Annotated in this window: 17 protein-coding genes; 5 read left to right on the top strand and 12 right to left on the bottom strand. The window is 72.0% G+C overall.

Going from position 1 to position 19,906, the window contains the following annotated elements:
• Positions 1 to 49: 49 nt before the first annotated feature.
• The 6 genes from LQK93_RS10740 to LQK93_RS10715 form a co-directional block, all read right to left on the bottom strand.
• The gene (locus LQK93_RS10740; RefSeq protein ID WP_374967790.1) at positions 50 to 1,054 is read right to left on the bottom strand and encodes a GNAT family N-acetyltransferase; all 1,005 of its coding nucleotides are present in this window, start codon (positions 1,052 to 1,054) and stop codon (positions 50 to 52) included.
• Positions 1,055 to 1,201: 147 nt separating this feature from the next.
• Positions 1,202 to 1,462, bottom strand: coding sequence for a DUF6458 family protein (locus tag LQK93_RS10735; protein WP_374967789.1), 261 nt, complete (start codon positions 1,460 to 1,462; stop codon positions 1,202 to 1,204).
• A 117-nt stretch (positions 1,463 to 1,579) separates the two neighbouring features.
• The gene (locus tag LQK93_RS10730; protein ID WP_374967788.1) at positions 1,580 to 2,449 is read right to left on the bottom strand and encodes a hypothetical protein; all 870 of its coding nucleotides are present in this window, start codon (positions 2,447 to 2,449) and stop codon (positions 1,580 to 1,582) included.
• Between the two features lie 43 nt (positions 2,450 to 2,492).
• Positions 2,493 to 4,385 carry an NHL domain-containing thioredoxin family protein gene (locus LQK93_RS10725; RefSeq protein WP_374967787.1) on the bottom strand — a complete coding sequence of 631 codons (1,893 nt, stop codon included), beginning with the start codon at positions 4,383 to 4,385 and terminating at the stop codon, positions 2,493 to 2,495.
• Positions 4,382 to 5,191, bottom strand: a complete 810-nt coding sequence (locus tag LQK93_RS10720; protein WP_374967786.1) for a carbon-nitrogen family hydrolase — start codon at positions 5,189 to 5,191, stop codon at positions 4,382 to 4,384. The genes LQK93_RS10725 and LQK93_RS10720 overlap by 4 nt, the downstream gene beginning before the upstream one ends.
• A gap of 119 nt (positions 5,192 to 5,310) precedes the next feature.
• Positions 5,311 to 7,413, bottom strand: a complete 2,103-nt coding sequence (locus LQK93_RS10715; protein ID WP_374967785.1) for a cytochrome c oxidase assembly protein — start codon at positions 7,411 to 7,413, stop codon at positions 5,311 to 5,313.
• 26 nt (positions 7,414 to 7,439) lie between these two features.
• Here LQK93_RS10715 and LQK93_RS10710 point away from each other — a divergent pair, with 26 nt between their 5' ends.
• Entirely contained in the window at positions 7,440 to 8,303 is an 864-nt protein-coding gene (locus LQK93_RS10710) for a maleylpyruvate isomerase family mycothiol-dependent enzyme (protein WP_374967784.1), read from the top strand.
• Positions 8,304 to 8,525: 222 nt separating this feature from the next.
• A complete protein-coding gene (locus LQK93_RS10705; RefSeq protein WP_374967783.1) occupies positions 8,526 to 9,314 on the top strand; it encodes a sigma-70 family RNA polymerase sigma factor in 789 nt (262 codons plus the stop codon).
• Here LQK93_RS10705 and LQK93_RS10700 read toward each other — a convergent pair.
• The gene (locus tag LQK93_RS10700) at positions 9,307 to 10,092 is read right to left on the bottom strand and encodes an ANTAR domain-containing protein (protein ID WP_374967782.1); all 786 of its coding nucleotides are present in this window, start codon (positions 10,090 to 10,092) and stop codon (positions 9,307 to 9,309) included. The genes LQK93_RS10705 and LQK93_RS10700 overlap by 8 nt on opposite strands.
• A 228-nt stretch (positions 10,093 to 10,320) precedes the next feature.
• Here LQK93_RS10700 and LQK93_RS10695 point away from each other — a divergent pair, with 228 nt between their 5' ends.
• Positions 10,321 to 10,845: a MarR family winged helix-turn-helix transcriptional regulator gene (locus LQK93_RS10695; protein WP_374967781.1), complete on the top strand. Its 525-nt coding sequence runs from the start codon at positions 10,321 to 10,323 to the stop codon at positions 10,843 to 10,845.
• A gap of 1 nt (position 10,846) precedes the next feature.
• Positions 10,847 to 12,556: an MDR family MFS transporter gene (locus LQK93_RS10690; protein ID WP_374967780.1), complete on the top strand. Its 1,710-nt coding sequence runs from the start codon at positions 10,847 to 10,849 to the stop codon at positions 12,554 to 12,556.
• 269 nt (positions 12,557 to 12,825) lie between these two features.
• Here the strand turns inward: LQK93_RS10690 and LQK93_RS10685 are convergent, their stop codons facing one another.
• From LQK93_RS10685 to LQK93_RS10670, 4 genes are all read right to left on the bottom strand, one after another.
• On the bottom strand, positions 12,826 to 14,055 hold the full coding sequence (locus LQK93_RS10685; RefSeq protein WP_374967779.1) for an MFS transporter: 1,230 nt from the start codon (positions 14,053 to 14,055) through the stop codon (positions 12,826 to 12,828).
• Between the two features lie 63 nt (positions 14,056 to 14,118).
• Positions 14,119 to 14,856, bottom strand: coding sequence for an enoyl-CoA hydratase-related protein (locus LQK93_RS10680; protein WP_374967778.1), 738 nt, complete (start codon positions 14,854 to 14,856; stop codon positions 14,119 to 14,121).
• Between the two features lie 31 nt (positions 14,857 to 14,887).
• Positions 14,888 to 16,021: an acyl-CoA dehydrogenase family protein gene (locus tag LQK93_RS10675; protein ID WP_374967777.1), complete on the bottom strand. Its 1,134-nt coding sequence runs from the start codon at positions 16,019 to 16,021 to the stop codon at positions 14,888 to 14,890.
• Positions 16,021 to 17,169, bottom strand: a complete 1,149-nt coding sequence (locus tag LQK93_RS10670; protein WP_374967776.1) for an acyl-CoA dehydrogenase family protein — start codon at positions 17,167 to 17,169, stop codon at positions 16,021 to 16,023. Before LQK93_RS10670 ends, LQK93_RS10675 begins: the two co-directional genes overlap by 1 nt.
• A gap of 214 nt (positions 17,170 to 17,383) precedes the next feature.
• Between LQK93_RS10670 and LQK93_RS10665 the strand changes: the two genes are divergently transcribed.
• Entirely contained in the window at positions 17,384 to 18,400 is a 1,017-nt protein-coding gene (locus LQK93_RS10665) for a hypothetical protein (protein WP_374967775.1), read from the top strand.
• 167 nt (positions 18,401 to 18,567) lie between these two features.
• On the opposite strand, the gene LQK93_RS10660 is transcribed toward LQK93_RS10665, so the two are convergent.
• The gene (locus LQK93_RS10660) at positions 18,568 to 19,854 is read right to left on the bottom strand and encodes an Nramp family divalent metal transporter (RefSeq protein ID WP_374967774.1); all 1,287 of its coding nucleotides are present in this window, start codon (positions 19,852 to 19,854) and stop codon (positions 18,568 to 18,570) included.
• Positions 19,855 to 19,906: the final 52 nt, after the last annotated feature.

Here is a 19,906-nt window from a genome sequence, read left to right as displayed (position 1 = left end):
TCCCTCGTGCCTCGCTCGGTCGTGTGGTCCGAGCCCGGGACTGCATCCCTCAGACCACGCGGTGGTAGGCGGGGCAGAGCTCGACGATGCGAAATCCCAGGTCCTCGTTGATCGAGACCATCCACGAGTTGGTGTCGGAGTTGCCGGTGACGATGCGCCGACGCTCGGGATGGTCCCGCTGCAGGCGGCGCAGGTTCTCGACCTTGACCGCCATCCCGAGCCGGTGCCCGCGGTGCTCCCGCTGCACGAGCGTTCCCCACTGCCAGGCGGTTCCGGGCGCACCCGCCGGTAGGACGAGGTCGGTGTAGGCCACCACCTCGCCGCTGTCCTCGTGGACGGCGACGGTGGTCAGGCGTACACGCGCCTGCGCCTTGGCGACGTCGAGGTGCTCCCGGTAGCGTGCAGGCGTCAGCGACTCCTCCTCGAAGACGATCTCGCCCGTCGGCGCGTCGACGGCCAGCTGGTTGACGAGCCCGCAGAGGGACTCGATGAGGGGCTCCGGCACGCCGTCGACGTGGGTCTCGAGCCGATAGGCGCGTTCCCACCGTGGCCGGGCCTGCTCGGCGTGGTGGTCGAGGAGCGAGGCGTCGACGGGCAGCTCGAGGTGGCGGACGATCTCGGTGTTGCCGAGAGCGAAGCCGTGCCGCTCGGCGAAGCGCCGGTAGCCGTGGCCGTCGGAGTCCGGGGGAACGTGGAACTCGAGCAGCATGGTGGCGCGGCCCTCCTCGCGTGCCCGGTCGAGGAGCCGGTCGAGCAGCGCCGTGCCGGCGCCCCGGCGTCGGCTCTCCGGTGCCACCTGCACGTCGGCCCACGTCATCGTCGTGTTGTCGGTCATCGGCAGCCAGAGGGTCGCCACGCCGACGAGGTCGGGTCCGTCGAAGGCGCCCCACATCTCCATCGGCTCGGCCGCGTCGACGTACCGCCACTCCACGAGCGTCTCTGCGAGGGAAGGCGGCTCGACCCACGGTCGCTCGTGCCCCTTGCTGGCCACGATCACGTCGTACGCGTGGGCGCACTCCTGGTCGTCATGCACGTCGATGCGCCTGACCTCCATGACATCGACGGTAGGACTGCGCCGGGGCACGGTGCCACCGACTTTCCTGGCCGACGCACGAAGCAGGCCTGAGCAGGTGGGTTCACCTGCTCAGGCCGCCGTCGTCAACCGCTCGCACCGGGTCACCCCGCGCGTCGCGGCTCTCGGTCAGACGATGTCGTCGCGGCGCTCCACGCGCTCGACGACGTCAGGTCCGCCGCGGCGGTCCGTGACCACCGTGTGCTGGGTACGCGTGCGCTGGGCGTTCATGACGAGCGCCAGGATGATCGCGAGCGCACCGGCGACCATGAGGATCACGCCGATCGTGTTGCCCGTGCCGATGCTCATGTTGAGCACGCTCGAGTCGAGGTTGGTGAAGAAGAAGATGGCACCGACGACGAGCAGGAAGATCCCGAGTCCGATACCCATGAGGCCTCCTTGGTGAGGGCATGCACGGTCGCATGCCTGCGCAGCACATACCCCCAGGAGGCATGCCTGTGACGCTCCGGCCTGTCAGCGACGGACCGCCGGCCGTCAGCGCTGGTCTCAGCGCCCGCGACGGCGGAAGGCGAGGCTGAGCGCCGAGAGGAGGAGCATGACGACGGCCACGGCGAGGGCGATGCCGATCTCGTAGTAGAGGTTGCGGGCCGCGAGCCCGTAGGCGGCGTCGGTGACGGTCCGGGCCACCGCCGGGTCGACCCTGCGCATCAGCGGCTCGCGCGCGACCATGATGACGAGGGCGAGGAGGACGGACATCACCCCCCAGCCGAGCGCGACCAGCGTTGTGGCCGTGCGCCACCGGCGCGCCAGAGCGATGGAGAGCAGCGCGAGCACGGCCACCACGAGCGGTCCCCACGGCCCCCAGGACGCGGCGATCCGGTATGCGCGTTGCGCCGTCTGCAGGTCGGTCGCCTTGACGAGGGGGATCGTCACGACCGGCGCGATGGCGCCCGCGTTCGGCACCCCCGCCTGCTGGAGAATCGCGGTCAGTGCCGGGACCGGGATCGTGACGCGCATGGCCACCCGGCCCTGGTCGTCGAGCTCGGTGCTGCCCCGGCCCTGCATGACGGCGATGAACTGGCTGTGCACGGCACGCACGGCCGAGGTCCACGCGCTCGCGACCTGGGGGCTGGCCACGAGCTTGGCCGCCTCGGTGCGGATCGGCGCCTCGAGCGCCTTCTCGATCGCCGGCGGCAGCTGGACCGCCGACAGCACGCCGTTCACGATGCCGTCGGCGAGGGCCTGCTGCACCTGCGGCTTGGCGACGACGGGCTGCAGCTCCTGGACGAAGACGTCCGTGCGGGTCAGCAGGACCGAGGCCCAGAACCCCACCAGGGCCACGGGGAGCAGCACGATCGCCAGCAGGCCGCAGAGGGCGGAGAAGAACGAGCGTCCGCCGGATGCCTGTCGCGCCACGTCTGCCACCTTGTCCGCTCGAGATCGACGGGATCGGGTCGGATCACTCCCCGGCGTGCTGACCGGCATTGACCCCGCGAAGGTCAAGAGTCAGTGTGGCACCGGCCGCTGGGTCGAGCACGACCGGGATGCCCCAGTCCTGCTGGAACAGGTGGCAGGCGGCGTGTTCGGGCACCTCGCCCGTCACGGGGTCGCCGTCGCACGCCGCCGCCTGGACGGAGATGTGCAGCGTGCCCGAGCCGATGCCCTCGCGCAGGACGAGCGTCCGGGTCAGTCCCTCGGCCCGACCGGCGCCCGACACGAGCAGGGCGTCGGGTGTCGCCGACACGTCGAGACGTGTGGGGTCACCCCAGCGGTGGTCGAGCTTCTGGCCGGCCGGCGGCACGAACGTCACCTCGAGCGCGACCTCGCCGGCGGGCAGCGGGGTGGCGGGCCGCTGGGTGCGGTGGGCGGGGCCGTCGACGCGCTGGGCGTCGCGGGGCAACGCCACCCGGGTCAGGCGATGGGCGGCCGACTCGACGACGACGAGACGGATCTCGCCGGTCTGCGGGTCCGTCTCGACGACGGCGTCGCTCGGCTCGGCCAGGCCCTGGGCGAGGGTCGACACCTGGCCGGTCGACGGGTCGAAGCGTCGCAGCGCGCCGTTGTAGGTGTCGCTGACGGCGACCGACCCGTCGGGCAGCTCGGTGACGCCGAGCGGGTGCTGGAAGAGGGCCTCGGCAGCGTCGCCGTCGCGGTGGCCGAAGTCGAACAGACCCGTGCCGACGTGGGTCTCGACGACGAGGGCGCCGTCGGAGGCCGTCGTCACCGACCGGAGCGCCGAGGTCTCGGAGTCCGCGATCCAGACGCGGTCGCCGGAGGCCGAGGTCGCCAGTCCCGAGGGCTGGGCGAACCAGGCCTCCGGCCCGGGCCCGTCGACGAGACCCTCGTTGGAGGTGCCGGCGACCACCTCGACGCGTCCGTCCTCGACGGTCGTGCCGGGGGTCCAGGCCCAGAGCTGGTGGGTGCCCGCCATCGCGATGAGGACCCGGTCGCCGAGCCGGGCGAGGTCCCACGGCGTCGACAGCGGCTGCTCGAGGGCGGGTCCGCCACCCGTGCGCTCGCGCAGCTGCGAGCCGGTGCCTGCGATGACGTGGACCGACCCGTCGGCCAAGCGGATCCCCTTGAGCTGGTGGTTGACCGAGTCGGCGACCAGCAGGTCGACGCCCAGTCGCTCGGCGACCTCCGGAGCCGCGAGCAGCACCCCCTGCGGCTCGTTGAGGACGCCTTCGCCGCCCCACCGCCCGCGTTCGGTCTCGAGGTCGTCCTCGAGGTGCACGACCTGGTGGTTCGCGGTGTCGCTCACGACGAACGACCCGTCGGGCAGGGCGACGGCCTTGCCGGGAAACCGCAGCGCGGTGTCCGGCGGCGACGGTGGCACGTAGGGGTCGTCGCCGGGCTGGAGCGTCCCCTTGGCGCGGTGCTCCTCGACGATCTCCGCCACGAGCGCAGCCAGGCCCGGGCCGTGGCCCTCACCGGACATCGACGCGACGACGTACCCCTCCGGGTCGATGACGACGAGCGTGGGCCACGCCCGGGCGGCATACGCCTTCCAGGTCACGAGCTCGGGGTCGTCGAGCACCGGGTGGTGGACGGCATACCGCTCCACGGCCGCGACGAGGGCGTCGGCGTCGGCCTCGTGCTCGAACTTGGGCGAGTGCACCCCGATGATCGTCAGCGCGTCGGGGAACCGCGCCTCGACCGGGCGCAGCTCGTCGAGGACGTGGAGGCAGTTGACACAGCAGAAGGTCCAGAAGTCGAGCACCGTCACACGACCGCGGAGGTCGGCGAGAGAGAGGGAGCGGCCGCCGGTGTTGAGCCACCCGCGGCCGACGAGCTCGGGTGCGCGCACCTTCACGCGGGCGCGCAGCGCGCTGGTCGAGGTGTCGGCGCTCATGCCAGCCTCCGGTCGGGCAGCACCGGGAAGGCCCGCCGCCACTGCTGGGTCGCAGCGGTGTCGATGTCGATGCTCAGCACCTCCTCGTCAAGGCCGGCGGCAACCAGAACCTTCCCGGTGGCGTCCACGACCTGTGAGTGGCCGCCCATCTCGTGGCCCGCGTGCGTGCCGGCGGTGTTGCACTGCAGGACGACGCACTGGTCCTCGACGGCCCGCGCCTGGCCGAGCAGCGCCCAGTGGCCGACCCGCTTGCGGGGCCACGCCGCCGGGATGGCGAACACCTCCGCGCCCCGGTCGAGCAGCCGCCGGTAGAGCTCCGGGAAGCGCAGGTCGTAACAGGTCGAGAGCCCGACCGAGACCGTGCCACCGTCCGCGACCGGCACCCCGACGACCACGAGCTCCTCGCCCGCGTCGAGCAGGCTGGGCTCCCCCTCCCCGAAGCCGAAGCGATGGATCTTGCGGTAGGTCGCCACGAGGTCGCCCTCGGGAGAGAAGACGAGGCTGGTGTTCCACAGCCCCCGGTCGCCGCCCCCACCAGCCGGCTCGCCGCGTTCGACGATCGACCCTCCGTGGAGGGTCACGCCCGCGTCACGGGCCGCCGTGGCGAGCGCCTGGGCGACGGGCCCGTCGACCGGCTCGGCTCGCCCGGCCCACTCCGTGTAGTCGAAACCCCCGGCGGACCACAGCTCCGGCAGGACGACGAGGTCGTGGCCCGCCTGCGCGCGCACGAGGTCCGCCACGCGGGCGGTGCGGTCGGCGACCGACTCGTCGTCGCCGTAGGCCAGCTGGATGAGCGCAACCTTCATGGTGCAACTCTCACACGACGCCGGCCGCCACGGTCAGCCGGCTCGGCCGCCCCCCGTCGGCGTGGACGGCGCGGGCGGCCCGTGAGGAGGCGTACGCGTACCCTCCTCTCGTCAGCTCGTCAGCGGGAGGTCCCGTTGTCGCGCTCGGCCAGCGCCGCGAGCCGCTCGTTGTAGGCAGTCAGCTCGGCGTCGCCGTCACGGTCGGCCCGGCGGTCGCGCCGCACCGACTCCGCCTGGTCCGTGCCGAACCACTGGACGGCGACCGTCAGGGCCAGGACGAGGCTGGGCAGCTCGCCGATGGCCCAAGCCACGCCGCCGCCCAGGCGCTGGTCGGCCAGCGGGTCGGGCACCCACGGCATCTTGACCGCCGTGAAGAAGTCGCCGGCGAGCAGCGTCGTGCCGGTGACCATCGCGACCCCGAAGAAGGCGTGGAAGGCGATGGTCGCGAAGAGCACGACCAGTCGCAGCGGCGGGCTCCACTTCCTCGGGCCCGGGTCGATCCCCACGAGGGACCAGACGAACAGGTAGCCGGTGAGGACGAAGTGCGCCGTCATCAGCAGGTGCCCGGTGTGCGTCTCGAGGGCGAGCTGGAACAGGCCCGTCCAGTAGAAGGCCACGAGGCTCGTGAAGAAGAGGACGGCCGCGAAGACCGGGTTGCCGAGGACGGCCATCACCCGGGAGTGCACCGCCTTCAGCAGCAGCTCGCGCGGGCCCGGGGTGCCGTCACGACGAGGCCTGATACTGCGCAGGGCGAGGGTGACCGGTGCGCCGAGGACGAGGAAGATCGGCAGCACCATCGCCTCGAGCATGTGCAGGGTCATGTGCCACGAGAAGGCGACCCGGCCGTAGATGCCGAGGACCCCGTTGGTCGCGTAGATGAACAGCAGCCAGCCGAAGACCCAGCTCACGGTGCGCAGGACCGGCCAGGCGTCCCCACGGCGGCGCAGCCGGACGACCCCGGCGACGTAGAGCCCGATGGCCAGCAACCCGGTCGAGAGGAAGAGCCACTCCACGCGCCAGGCCGTCAGCCAGTCCAGGGCCGTCGGCGGCGGCGGGGCGGGGAACCCCGTCAACGACAGAGCGGGGGTCGGGTCCGGCTCCATCTCGGGCACGGGCGGCTGGCTGCGGGCGAGGGCCGTGGCCACCCCGAAGGCGACGCCCATGACCAGCGTCTCCGCGACCGCGAGCCTGACGAAGAGGCGGCCGCGTGTCGCCTGCCTGCCGTGCCGGTCCGAAGACGCGTCGACCAGGTCGATCCGGTCGATCAGGTCGATCCGGTCGAGGGTGACCCGGCGGTGCACGGCCCCGGCCACACCGAGAACGGCCAGCGCCGCCACCTTGACGAGGACGAGGACGCCGTACGGGGTGGTCAGGTCCGACCACGAGCCGAGCCGCGTCGTGGCGGTCAGGACACCCGAGACGGCGAGCGCCACGAAGCACCACAGGGCGACCGCCGAGAAGCGGCGCGCGACCACGCCGAGGGCGTCGCCGAGGCGGTGCCGTAGGACGACGATGGCGAGCAGGCCACCGACCCAGACAGCCGCGGCGAGCAGGTGCACCGCGATGCCGTTGACGGCCGTCTCGTGGTCGGCGGAGCCTCCTGCGTGTCCGGCGAGACCGAGCACCAGCAGCCCGAAGGCGGACAGCGCGGCCAGGCCGACGGGCACGAGGCGGCCCCGCGCGACGGCGGCGACGGAGGCGACCACTGCGGCCGTGACCGTGCTGATCAGGCCTACCCGGAGCGGCTCGATCGACCACAGCGCCCCCGTGAGCTGGGTGCCGAAGCCTGGCTGGCCGAGCGGCATACCGGCGGCGTCGGCAAAGGTGAACACGACCACCACCGCACCGGCGACGGCCCAGACGAACGCGGCGGCGGTCGCGACGCGAAGGGCCGCGGCGCGCCGCGGCTCGTCGACGGCCACGGTCTGGGCACGCGTGCGGCCGGGGATCATGGTGCCGGCGAGCAGGAGCGAGCCGATCGTCAGCGAGGCCGCCACGTCGTGCAGGGCGCGCAGGAGAGGCAGCGCCCAGCGCACGACCGGGCCCGCGTCGGTGAAGCCGGAGGGCAGCGGGTCCGACGCCCCGGTGAAGCGGGCGGCGACGACGCACGCGAGCAGGGCCACGACCGCGACCCCCGCCACGGGCAGCACAGCGCCCCAGGCAGACCGAGCGGAGTCGCCCCTCCGCCGGTCGACGAGGTCGTCTCGCTGCAGGTCAGGCATGCCTCAAGGGTAAGTAGTCTGATGACATGCCCATGCACCCGGCCGCGCCCGACGACCGCAACGGACTGATCGACGCGTTCGACAACACCGTGCGGTCGATCATCGACCTCGGGTACTCCTGCCGGGACGAGGACTTCGACCTCGAGACCGAGTGCCCGGGCTGGACCGTCAAGGACCAGATCGCCCACATCGTCGGAGCAGAGAAGTCGTTCGCCGGGCTGCCGCGGCCCCAGCTGACGGTCCCGGACTACCCCCATCTGCGCAGCGACTTCGCCCGGTTCGTCGAGGTCGACGTCGAGGCCCGGCGCGGCGTCACGGGCCGAGACGTCGTGGCCGAGCTCGCCGAGTTCCACCCTGGCCGGGTGGCCGAGCTGCGCGCCTCCGACGCCGACGTCGACACGGTCATCGGCGGTTTCTTCGGCCCCGACACGACCTTCGGGCAGCACCTCCACCGGCGGATCGTGGACGCGTGGGTGCACGAGCAGGACCTGCGTGCCGCCCTCGACCGGCCAGGCAACCTCGACTCCGCGAGCGCAGCCGTGTTCACCGCCGACATCCTCGCTGCCCTGCCGCGCATCGCTGCGCGGGTCGCCGGCATCGGCGCCGGTCACGCCGTCGTCCTCGACGTGACCGGGCCGGTCGTGGCCCGTGACGGGGTTCGCATCAGCGCCGGTGAGGACGGGAAGCCCTACGGTGAGGCGCTCTTCAGCGGGCAGGACCGACCGGAGGGTGACGAGCAGCTCGACGTCACCTCGGTCCACCTCACCACCGACGCCCTGACCCGGCGCGCTGCCGGGCGACGGCCCGTCGAGCAGATCCGCTACACCGTCACCGGTGACGAGGAGATCGCCCGCAGGCTCCTCGACGCCCTGGTCGTCGTGACCCACTGACCCACTGACCCACTGACCCAGCGGTCCTCGCGAGCTCCGAGCCGCGCTCGCGGGTCCTCGCTCGCGCTCGGAAGTCCTCGCCCGCACAGGCGCGCGTGTACACCTCAGCCGAGATACGTGCCAGCGGCGTCCACCTTGTGCATTAGGGGCCGACCGCATAGCGTCATGAGAAGTCGGTCAAGCCAGCGCCGCTTCGGCAAGATCCGAATCATCGGAGCACACATGACCGACCCATCCACGGGTCCGCGCAAGGATGCCCGCACCAGAGAGCTCATCGAGCTGGTGCGCACGTCGAACTCCACCTCAGCCCGCGCCGCAGCCCTCGAGTCCGTGACGCTGCTGCACATGCCGCTCGCACGTTCCCTCGCCCACCGCTACTCGGGCAAGGGCCTCGACCGTGACGACCTCGAGCAGGTCGCCTTCCTGGCCCTGCTGAAGGCCATCGAGCGCTTCGACCTCACCAAACAGACCGAGTTCGGCGCCTACGCCACACCCACCATCACCGGCGAGCTGCGTCGTCACTTCCGTGACCATGGCTGGCTCGTGCGCCCACCGCGCGAGCTGCAGGAGCGCCGCCAGCTCGTCACGGAGGCACGGTCCGCCCTCGAGCAGCGGCTCGGCCACGACCCCGACGCCGGCGAGCTGGCGGTGGAGCTCGACCTCAGCCTCAGCTCCGTCAAGGAGGCCCAGGTCGCGGCCACCAACCTGCGACCGGCATCCCTCGACGCCACGACCGCGGACGGCACACGCCCTGTGCTCGACCTGCTCGACGCCCGCGGCGACTCCGGCTCCGACCCGGGCGTCGACGAGGGGATCGTCGTGCGCACCGCGCTCGACCGGCTCTCGCCGCGGGACCGTCGCCTCGTCGAGCTGCGGTTCGCCGGCGACCTGACCCAGGCCGAGATCGCGGACGCCATGGGCCTGAGCGCGATGCAGGTCAGCCGCCTGCTCCGGCGCACCCTCGAGGAGCTGCGCCGGCAGCTGTCCGCAGACGGAGTGACCCCTAGCTGACCGCGTCGGCGGTGCCGTTGGACGCCCTGCCGGGCGACGTGGCGTCGCCGGCGGGGTCGTCGCCCGGTCCGAACTGCGACTCCTGGCCCTCGATGACCTGCGAGGCGACCTTGGCCAGCTTCATGTTCAGCTCCTGGGACGTGCTGCGCAGCAGCTCGAACGCCTCGTCACCGGAGATGTGGTGCGCCGCCATGAGCAGGCCCACCGCCTTGCCGATCTCGCGGTTGCTCTGCAGGCCCTGGCGCAGGGTCGCGGCCTCCTCCCTCGCACGGATCGCCATGATGGCGACCGACGCGAACGACGCCACGACCGCCCCCACGTCGGCCGACCGGGACGTCAGTCCACCCGGGGTGTCGGAGTAGACGTTGAGGGCGCCGACCTTGTCGCCGTCGAGCAGCAGGCGGTAGCCGATGGCCGAGCGCACCGGCGTCTCGGCGACGATGCGCTCGGTGAAGCGTGGCCAGGGAGTCGTGGCCGAGGTGAGGTCGGCGTCGTGCTGGAACGCCTCGGAGACGATCGCGTCGACACAGGGGCCCTCGCCCACCTCGATCTCGATCGCGTCGATGCGGCGGGCGACGTCGTCGGTGCTGGCGGCGGTGACGAAGCGGTCGCGGGTGCTGACGAGCAACGAGGCACGGTCGCAGCCCTCGATGAGCTGGACGGCGCTGTCCACGAGCGCCTGGTGGATCGAGCCCGAGTCGGCGCCGGCATAGATCAACGCCGACATCCGGCGGAAGGCGTCGTTGATCGTCGGGTCGACGGGAACGTCGCTCGTCATGGCACTCCTGGCGGTCGGTCTCCGAGGCTCCGCACACTGTTGGACGGGGCTCGGCACGTCGGCAATCCTTGCACTTCGGCGGAGCCGTGAGCACAGGGAACCATACGCGAGCGCGAAGGAGCCGCGGTCAGCGGCAAACCCTGGACAGGCGAGTTGACACGGGACAGCCCCGCGCCAAATACTTGCATGCTGCATGCAAATAGTTCGTGGATAGCCGGAGGGAACGGCGTGGGGGTCAGCAAGGACGAGGCGAACGACGTCTTCCTCGGGCTCCTGCGTGTCCAGAAGCTGCTCGTCGCCGCCAAGCACAGCGCTCCTCGCCTCGAGGACGGCGTCGACGTCACGGCATACCCCGTGCTCTTCGTCGTCGCGGGCGCGGGCACGGTGCGCATCTCCGAGATCGCCGCCATGCTGCACAACGACGTCTCCACCGTGAGCCGCCAGGTCAGCTCGCTCGTCACGAGCGGACTGCTCGAGAAGAGCGCCGACCCCCACGACGGACGGGCCTCGGTCGTCTCGCTCACCGAGACCGGCCAGGCGGCCCTCGGACGCATCCAGGACGCCCGTGCCGCCTGGTTCCAGGGGCTGCTCTGCCACTGGGACGGCCCCGCGGTCGCGGACTTCGTCACCCGCCTGGGCGAGCTCGGCGACGCGATCGACGCCCACCTCCGGGAACGGGGCGCAACGACGCTCCCCCTGCCCTTCACCAGCACCAGAGACAGCACCAGAGACCAGAACCAGAAAGAGGGCTGACATGTCCGACACCACCGCCGAAACGGCGGCCGCCGACGCCCGGGCGGGCACGCCGGCGCTCTCCCACAAGGAGATCGTCACCATCCTCATCGGTCTGATGCTCGGGATGTTCCTCGCCGCTCTCGACCAGACCATCGTCGCGAGTGCCATGCGCGTCATCGCCGACGACCTCAACGACCTCGCCGGGCAGGCCTGGGTCACGACGGCATACCTCATCACGAGCACCATCGCGACGCCGCTCTACGGCAAACTCGGCGACATCTACGGCCGCAAGAAGCTGTTCATCTTCGCCATCTCGATCTTCACGATCGGATCGATGCTGTGCACGCTCGCGTGGTCGATCCCCTCGCTCGCCGCCTTCCGTGCCGTTCAGGGCATCGGCGCCGGTGGCCTCTTCTCGCTGGCGCTCGCCATCATCGGCGACATCGTCCCGCCGCGTGAGCGCGCCAAGTACCAGGGCTACTTCCTCGCCGTCTTCGGCACCTCCAGCGTGCTCGGCCCCGTCATCGGCGGCTTCTTCGCCGGCCAGAGCGCCCTGCTCGGCGTGACCGGCTGGCGCTGGGTCTTCCTCGTCAACGTCCCGATCGCGATCGCCGCGCTCATCGTCGTCTCCCGCACGCTCCACCTGCGCCACACCCGCCGCGACCACCGCGTCGACTACTGGGGCGCGCTCAGCCTCTCCGTCGCCCTGGTGCCGCTGCTCATCGTGGCCGAGCAGGGCCGCGTCTGGGGCTGGGGCTCGGGCCGCTCGATCCTCTGCTACGCCATCGGCCTCGTCGGCCTGGTCGCCTTCTTCGTCGTCGAGCGCGCCATGGGTGAGGAGGCGCTCATCCCGCTGCGCCTGTTCACCAACCGCACCATCGCCGCGGCCTCGGTCAGCTCGGTCTTCATCGGCATGGGCATGTTCGGTGGCCTCGCCGCCATCCCGCTCTACCTGCAGATCGTCAAGGGCTCGACGCCCACCGAAGCGGGCCTGCAGCTGCTGCCGATGACGCTCGGGATCATGGCCGGCTCGATCGTCTCGGGCCAGCTGATCTCCCGCACCGGCCGCTACCGGCACTTCCCGATCATGGGGTCCGCGATCCTCGTGCTCTCCCTCTTCGGCTTCCACTACGTCGGGGCCGACACCCCGCTGTGGAAGATGATGATCGGGATGTTCTTCTTCGGCATCGGTCTCGGCTTCAACTTCCAGCCCCTGACCCTCGCCGTGCAGAACGCCGTCGACCGCCGCGACATCGGCGTGGCCACCTCGTCCGCGACGTTCACCCGCCAGATCGGTGGGACGCTCGGCACGGCAGTCTTCCTCTCGATCCTCTTCTCGCAGGCCGGCACCAAGATCACCGAGGCCTTCAGGAGCATCGCGCCCACGGCACAGTTCCAAGCGGCGAGGCAGCACCCGACCGGCGGCAATCCAGCCGTGAACCAACACTTCATTCAACAGTTCGAGGCTGCCCAGCAGTCGGGCGGCACTGGCCTCGGCGGCTCGGCCCTGTCGGACAGCTCGTTCATCAACCAGCTCGACCCGCGACTGGCGCGGCCCTTCCTCGTCGGGTTCTCCGAGGCGATGTCGGTCGTGTTCCTCGTGGCGGCAGGCGTGCTCGTGCTCGCCTTCATCGCCTCGCTCTTCCTGCCGCACGTCGACCTCGGCCCCAAGCCGGGTGCGGCAGGCGCCCCCGAGGACGAGGCCGTGGCGGTCCCCGCCGGCCACTGAGGCCGCCCGCTCCACCCCCGCTCCACCGTCGAGAGGCCAGAGTTTGCGGCCTCGGGACAGTCGAAAGGCCACTTCTCGCCACGAGAGGTGGCCTTTCCGGCGTCTCCCGCCGAGGGCGTATGCCGTGTGGCGCGGCACCCGGGAGCCATCCGGGGGGCGCCCGTGAGACGGAGTGGCCCCTCGAGGGGACGGGACCCGCGAACTTTGGCCTCTCGACCGGGCGGGACCCGCAAACTCTGGCCTCTCGACGGTTGATGGGCCCGGCGAGGTCAGCGGAGGGTGTGCAGCTCGCGGCGGGTGAGGAAGGCGCGCGTGCCCAGGGCCATGACGAACGCGAACGCGCCGGCGATGATGGCGACCCAGTAGCCGTGCTGGGCGCCGACGTGGTCGACGACGATGCCGGAGACGGCAGAGCCCGCGGCGACGCCGACGATGATGCCGGTCAGCACGATGGTCATGCCCTCGTTGAGCTGGGCCTTGGGCGTGATGCGCTCGATGAGGTTCATCGTCGTGATGAGCGTCGGGGCCGTGGCCATGCCGGCGACGAGCATGAGCCCGGCGAGGGCCCAGAGGTTCGGGGCCAGGAGCACGGGCATCTCGAGCACCGCCATGCCGCAGGTTCCGGCGATGAGGAGCTTGACGAGGCTGCGGCCGTGCGAGATGTGCCCGAAGACGAGACCCGCGGTGGCCGACCCGACGGCATACAGGGCGAGGATGGCGCCTGCGGCGCTCGGCGCCCCGAAGGTCTGGGAGACGGCCAGGGTGACGACCTCGTTGACGCCGAAGATGGCGCCGGTCATCACCATGATGAAGGCGAGCGGGACGAGACCCGGGACGGTGTAGGCGTGCTGCGTCGGGCGCTCGTGGTGGGGCACGACGGGCGGCTCGGTGGATCGGGCCGAGATGAAGACGAGCACCCCGACGGCGTAGGCGATGGCCGCGAAGAGGAAGCCGGCCTCCGGGAAGAGCGTCGTCGAGAGCCAGATCGCGAGGACGGGCCCGATGACGAAGGTGATCTCCTCCATGACCTGCTCGAACGACATCGCCGCGTGCAGGTTCTTCGGGTCGTCGGCGAAGATGTGCGACCACCGGGCCCGGGCCATCGTGCCGAGGTTGGGGATCGCCCCGCACAGCGGGAAGGTGATGAACAGCAGCCACGAGGGCCAGCCGCGCCAGGAGACCAGCAGGGTCATGACCACCCAGAAACCGGACCAGAGGAAGAACGGGATGGCGATCCGACGCTGGCCGTAGCGGTCGACGAGGCGGCCGAGGAACGGGGCGCAGACGGCCAGCGACACCATCCCGACGGCCACGACGGCCCCTGCCAGCGCGTAGGAGCCGGTGCGTGCAGCGACCATCGCCACGACCGAGACGGCGAACATCGAGCCTGCGGTGCGCGCGATCATTCCGCCGGTGATGAAGACGCGTGCCCCCGGTACCTCGAAGAGAGGTCGGTAGGACGCCAGCACAGCAGCTCCTTCACGTAGGGGGACGGTCAACCTGCCCATCCTTGCACTGCGCCCCCCGTCAATCCGAAATGCCGGGTTCGCGGTCGAGTTGCGTCAGACGCCGTGCTTGCGCCGCAGCGACCACATCTGCGGGGAGCGCTCGAGCTCGACGGCGACGTCCCACGGCACGCCGCCGGGCGCGGTCTCGCGGCGGAAGCTCGCGACCATCCGGCGCGCGAGCGCGGGGTCCTTCGCGACGCGGGCGGCGACCTCGACGGCCCGGTCCAGCACCTCGCCGTCGTCGTATGCCGCCCAGGCAAGTCCCAGCGCGACCGCCCGCTCCCCGTCGATCTCGTCCCCGAAGAGCCCGAGGGCGGCTGCCGCCTCACGGCCGGCCACGCGCTCGATCAGGGTGAAGTGGCCGCCGCCGGGGTGGATCCCGATCTGCGCGAAGCCGGGCAGCAACCGGGCCGTGCGGGAGACGATGCGCAGGTCGGTGGCCAGGGCAAGGTTGAGTCCCGCGCCGACGGCGGCCCCGCGAACGGCGGCCACGGTCGGCACGGCGATCGAGCCGACGGTCGTGAACGCGGCGTAGACGGTCTCGAGGTTGCGGTAGGCCTCGTCCTCGACCGGGTCGCGGCCGGTGTCGGCCAGCACGCTGCGGACGGCCCCCGCGCAGAAGTGGGCACCGCCGGTGACGACGACGGCGCCGACCGCGTCGTCAGCCTCGGCCGAGCGGGCGGCGTCGATGAGCTCGCGCGACATCTCGACGGACAGGGCGTTGCGGCGCTCGGGCGCATCGAGCGTGATGACGGCGACGCCGTCGGCCACCTCGTAGCGGATCTCGGTCATGCGGCGGGTCTCCTTGGTCGAGTCGGCACGGTCACGCGCCGTCGTAGGGGTGGAAGCGGGCGCTCGACGGCTTGGCCCGACCGGTGGTGATGAGGGTCCAGAGCCGGTCGTGGCCGGCCGAGGACGCGAGCGCCGTCAGGGTCTCGTCCCAGTCCTGCAGCGAGCCGTACTCGCTGCGTCGGGCGAGGATCGGCTTGGTCAGGGTGTGCAGCTCGTGCTCGAGAGTGGTCCCGATGGCGCCGAGCACCTGGTGCGAACCGCGGACCACGACCGATGCCGCGTGCCCGACGCACGACTTGGCGACGCCGACGGCGAAGAGCATGCCGGGGTCGCGCCAGTCGGAGGCCGCGGCCCGGGCGACGGCCGCGTCGGTGGCCGCCCGGGCCAGCGCGGTCTCCGAGGCAAGATCGGCCACGAGGTGCTGCACCGCCTGGAAGCGCCCGATCGGGCGGCCGAACTGCTGCCGCTCCCGCACGTGGGTCAGCACCACCTCGACGACGCGCTCCATGGCTCCGGTGACCTGCGCGCACCGGGCGAGCGCGCCCCGCAGGTGGAACTGCTCACCGATCTCGTGGGCGACGACCGTGCCGGCCTCGAGGTCGTCGAGGTCGAACTCCACGGTGTCGCTCGGCTCGCCGGCCAGGTTCCGGCGCTCCTCGATCGCCACCCGCTCCACCGGCACGTCGGCGACCCGCCACTGGTCGCGGTCCTCCCAGAGCGCCACGATGCGGCTGGCGTCGCGGGCCCACGTCACGTTGAGCGCGACGCCGGAGGGGTCGGGGCGGCATACGGTGCGCAGCCCTCCCTCGTTGGAGAGGCCGGCCGCCTCGAGCAGCCAGCCGCCCAGCACGTCGTGCTCGGCGAGCGGCACCGGCGCGGCAGCCGCGGCGGCGACCCCGAGCAGCGCGGCAGCCTCCAGCCAGCTGCCCCCGCTGCCACCGGCCGCCTCGCTGCCGGTGAGGCGGGTCAGGCCCAGCTCCTCGAGCCGCTGCCAGAGGTCGCGGTCGAGGTCGACGACGGCGGTGGGGGTGGCGCGGCCCGCGCGGTAGTCGGTGAAGAGCTCCTCGAGCACGGCGACCACGTCCGCGTCCGGCTCCGTCGAGGCGGCGAGCCGGGACGCCCCTGACGGCCGGCCGGGCTGGGACGGCTGGGGCTGCTCGGCCATCAGCGCATCCCCAGCCCGCGGGCGATGACGCCGCGCAGGATCTCGTTGGTGCCGCCGCGCAGCGTGAAGCCCGGGCGCTGGAGGATCGCGGCGTGCAGGAGGGTGTCGAGCTCGTCGTCGAGCGCCCACCCCGAGGCGGTCAGCGTGTCGACGTAGTCGGCGATGTCACCCTCCTCCGTCGTGCCGAGCACCTTGACGACCGCCGCCGCCGTGTCGGCTTCGTCGTGGTGCTCGAGGGCCGTGGAGACGGCGAAGGACATGTGGTGCAGGGCCGCGACGCGTGCCACGTGGCGTCCGAACCCGGGGTCGGTCGGCAGCCGCCCGTCGTCCATCGCCTGGGCCGCGGCGGCGAGGAGCTGGAACGTCGAGAGCACGCGCTCGGGGCCGCTGCGCTCGTGGGCGAGCTCGGAGGTGACCTGCGCCCAGCCCTGGCCGACCTCGCCGAGCACCCGGTCGTCGGGGATGACGACCCCGTCGAGGTGCACCTCGTTGAAGTGGTGCTCGCCGCCCATCGAGATGATCGGGCGGATGGTCACGCCGGGCGCCCGCAGGTCGACGATGAACTGGCTGAGGCCCTCGTGCCGGTGCGCCGGGTCGAGCGGCGCCGACCGGGCGAGCGCGAAGAACGCGTCGGCCTCGTGCGCGCCGGAGGTCCACACCTTCGTGCCCGTCAGGCGCCAGCCGCCCTCGACCCGCTCGGCCCGGGTGCGCACGCTGGCCAGGTCGGAGCCGGAGTCGGGCTCGCTCATGCCGATGCCGAAGACGATCTCGCCGCGGCTGATGCCGGGCAGGAAGGCCTGCTTCTGCTCCTCGGTGCCGTAACGCAGCAGCGACGGCCCGATCTGGCGCTCGGCGATCCAGTGCGCGGCGACGGGGGCGCCGATGACGAGCAGCTCCTCGGTGACGACGAACCGCTCCAGGTAGGTGCGGCCCTGGCCGCCGTACTCGCGCGGGATGACCATCCCCAGCCAGCCGCGTCGACCGAGCTCACGCGTGAAGTCGCGGTCCCACCGGGTCAGCCACGTGTCGACGTGCGGGACGAACGCACCGGCGGCGACCTGCTCGGCCAGGAAGGCCCGGACCTCGAGGCGCAGCTCGGTCAGGGCGGGCAGCTCCGTGGCCACCGGGGGGACGAGTCGAGCCGACATGCCCACCTTCCTGATGCGACGTCGCAGCGGTTCGTGCGCCACTCTCCCACACGCGTCCGGCGGTCCCACGACGACGTCCTGCCCTCCCACGGCGGCCGCCTTTTCGTTGGGCTTTCTGCGCGCATGCCCGCTGCTAGCCTCGAACGAGACGTCACCTGACAGGTACTTCCCCTCTTGGACGAGTCAGTTCACCGATTGCAGGAGGACCATTCCCATGACGGCACCCGCCATCGAGGAAGTCATCGGCGCCCTTGACGTCGACAGGTTCTGGGAGCGCGGATACGCGATCCTCCCGAACGTCTACACACCGGAGGAGATCGCGGCCTTCCGCGAGGCCGCGTACGCCTCCCGCGGGTTCGGCGGCGATCTGCTGGCCAACCCGCGCCTGCGCGGCGTCATCACCGACGGTCGCATGGTCGCGGTGGCGCGCAAGCTGCTCGGCACCGACGAGCTCGTCTACACCGGCGACAGCTCCTTCACGATCAACGGCACCCAGAAGGGGTGGCACAAGGACAACGCCGACCGGGTCGACCCCGACGCGCCCGACTGGGCCGACCGCTACACGCAGCTGCGCTTCGGAATCTACTGCCAGGACCACTCCGAGCACACCGGCGGCCTGAACCTCCGCGTCGGCTCGCACGACCTGCGCAACCTGACCGAGGGCGAGGTGCAGTACGTCAAGACCAAGCCCGGTGACCTCGCTGTGTGGAGCATGCGCATCACGCACTCCGGCAACGGCATGCTGCTCAAGGACCCCGAGGCGCCGTTCCCGATGCCCAACGAGCACGACCGGTTCAAGCCGGAGGAGGTCGCGGAGGCCGACGGCGACCGCATTGCCCTCTTCGTACACATCGGCGCCGACGACAAGCACGCGAAGCGCTACGCCGACTACACCAAGACCCGCCGGTACCTCGTCGACGCGTGGCGCATGCGCCCCTACGACGACGAGGCCCGCCAGGCCGCCAAGGACGCGGGGCTGCGCCTGCGCGACCTTCCCGCCGAGGTCATGGACGACCCAACGGCCGGCCTGAACGAGCTGTGGCAGCCCTTCCCCTACGAGGGACAGAAGACGAAGTCGGCGGCCGCCAAGCCGGCACCCGCGGCTGCGGCGTCCGGCACGTCCCGCGCCACCGACGTCAAGGCCATCGCCAAGGCGACGCTGCGTCGGGCCTACCGCGCGGCCCGCGGCGGCGCCAAGGGCGCTCGCGACGGCTGGCGCGCCGGCCGCTGAGCAGCAGCGGCACCGAGCGGTCGCGGAGGGGCGCAGGCCGACGGGCTCCGCCCCTGCCGTCGTCCCCGGACGGCCCGGTCGACGTACGGTGCCGCCGGCCCCTTCGTATGCCGTCTGGCGGGGCCCGCGTCCCGTCCGCGGCGGGTGCCCGGGGACGACGGTGTGGCTCAGAAGCCCTGGAGCACGAGGTAGGTGCAGAGTCCGGCGATGACGGCCGTGATGAGTGCCGCGGCGGCCGTGGTCAGTCGGTGGTTGGCCAGGGCGCCCATGAGGCGGCGGTCGCGGGTGAAGAGCAGCAGCGGCACGAGGGTGCCGGGCAGTGCGAACGAGAGCACGACCTGGCTCCAGACGAGGGCGCTCGTCGGCTCGACGCCGAGCCAGAGCAGGACCAGGGCCGGAACGACGGCCAGCAGCCGGCGCAGCAGCGGCGGGATGGGCCGGCGTCCGAAGCCCTGCATGACGACGTCACCGGTCCGGACCCCCACCAGGGTCGACGCGAGACCGGAGGCCAGCAGCGCGACGGCCAGCATGGTGGCGGCGAGCTGGCCTGCGTGGGCGAGCAGGGCGGCATACGCGGTCTCGATGCCGGCACCCGCGCCCGACGGCAGCGCGGCGGAGAACACGACGAGACTGACGTTCGCCGCCCCGGCGACGGTCATCGCGATGACGACGCTGCGCACCGTGCGGCGGCCGGCGCGCAGCCGCTGGGCCAGGCGGTCGGCGTCGCCGTGGTGCAGGGCCGGGCCCGCGCCGGGGGTCCGCACGTCACCGCGGGAGGCGGCCGAGTGGAAGTGCAGCGCGTGGGGCATCACCGTCGCCCCGACGATCCCCACGGCGAGCAGGGCCGCCGAGGAGTCCAGGGGCGCGGGGACGAGCGACCGCAGCAGGGCCGCGCTGTCCACGTCGGCGATGCCGACCTGCCACGCCAGCGAGGCGATGACCACGACGAGCAGCACCAGCACGACGGACTCGAACTGGCTGCGGCCGCGGAACCTCAGGGCCAGCACGACGAGGCTGAACGCGGTCACGCACAGGGCCCCCGCCATGATCTGCATCCCGAAGAGCAGCCGCAGGGCGATCGCCCCACCCACGATCTCGGCGAGGTCGGTCATCACCACGACGAGCTCCGCCTGGACCCACAGCAGCACCCGCCCGACACCGGGGAAGCGCTCCGAGCTGTGCTCCGCGAGGCTCTTGCCGGTGACCATGCCGAGCTTGGCCGCGAGGTACTGGATGACCATCGCCGAGCAGCTCGCGAACACCACGACCCACACCAGGGAGTAGCCGTGCAAGGCACCGGCGGTGATGTTGACGCCGAAGTTGCCCGGGTCGACGTAGGCGACCGCCGCCAGCAGCGCCGGGACGAGCGTTCGCGGTCCGCGACGCGCACCACCGAGGCCGCGCGTCGGCGACCGCTGGTCCGCGCGCGGCTCCTGCGCCACTCGCTCGTTCATGACAGACAGCATCGAGCCTCGCGCACGTGCACGCCAACTGCCGTCTGGCGGG

The sequence above is a fragment of the Terrabacter sp. BE26 genome, assembly GCF_041941675.1.
Taxonomy (GTDB): Bacteria; Actinomycetota; Actinomycetes; order Actinomycetales; family Dermatophilaceae; genus Terrabacter.
This window is presented reverse-complemented; position numbering and strand designations above follow the sequence as displayed.

Bases quoted from the DNA above. Each gene is read 5' to 3' on its own strand.
- LQK93_RS10740 (WP_374967790.1), bottom strand. From the start codon at position 1,054: ATGGAGGTCAGGCGCATCGACGTGCATGACGACCAGGAGTGCGCCCAC.
- LQK93_RS10735 (WP_374967789.1), bottom strand. From the start codon at position 1,462: ATGGGTATCGGACTCGGGATCTTCCTGCTCGTCGTCGGTGCCATCTTC.
- LQK93_RS10725 (WP_374967787.1), bottom strand. From the start codon at position 4,385: ATGAGCGCCGACACCTCGACCAGCGCGCTGCGCGCCCGCGTGAAGGTG.
- LQK93_RS10720 (WP_374967786.1), bottom strand. From the start codon at position 5,191: ATGAAGGTTGCGCTCATCCAGCTGGCCTACGGCGACGACGAGTCGGTC.
- LQK93_RS10715 (WP_374967785.1), bottom strand. From the start codon at position 7,413: ATGCCTGACCTGCAGCGAGACGACCTCGTCGACCGGCGGAGGGGCGAC.
- LQK93_RS10710 (WP_374967784.1), top strand. From the start codon at position 7,440: ATGCCCATGCACCCGGCCGCGCCCGACGACCGCAACGGACTGATCGAC.
- LQK93_RS10705 (WP_374967783.1), top strand. From the start codon at position 8,526: ATGACCGACCCATCCACGGGTCCGCGCAAGGATGCCCGCACCAGAGAG.
- LQK93_RS10700 (WP_374967782.1), bottom strand. From the start codon at position 10,092: ATGACGAGCGACGTTCCCGTCGACCCGACGATCAACGACGCCTTCCGC.
- LQK93_RS10690 (WP_374967780.1), top strand. From the start codon at position 10,847: ATGTCCGACACCACCGCCGAAACGGCGGCCGCCGACGCCCGGGCGGGC.
- LQK93_RS10680 (WP_374967778.1), bottom strand. From the start codon at position 14,856: ATGACCGAGATCCGCTACGAGGTGGCCGACGGCGTCGCCGTCATCACG.
- LQK93_RS10675 (WP_374967777.1), bottom strand. From the start codon at position 16,021: ATGGCCGAGCAGCCCCAGCCGTCCCAGCCCGGCCGGCCGTCAGGGGCG.
- LQK93_RS10670 (WP_374967776.1), bottom strand. From the start codon at position 17,169: ATGTCGGCTCGACTCGTCCCCCCGGTGGCCACGGAGCTGCCCGCCCTG.
- LQK93_RS10665 (WP_374967775.1), top strand. From the start codon at position 17,384: ATGACGGCACCCGCCATCGAGGAAGTCATCGGCGCCCTTGACGTCGAC.
- LQK93_RS10660 (WP_374967774.1), bottom strand. From the start codon at position 19,854: ATGAACGAGCGAGTGGCGCAGGAGCCGCGCGCGGACCAGCGGTCGCCG.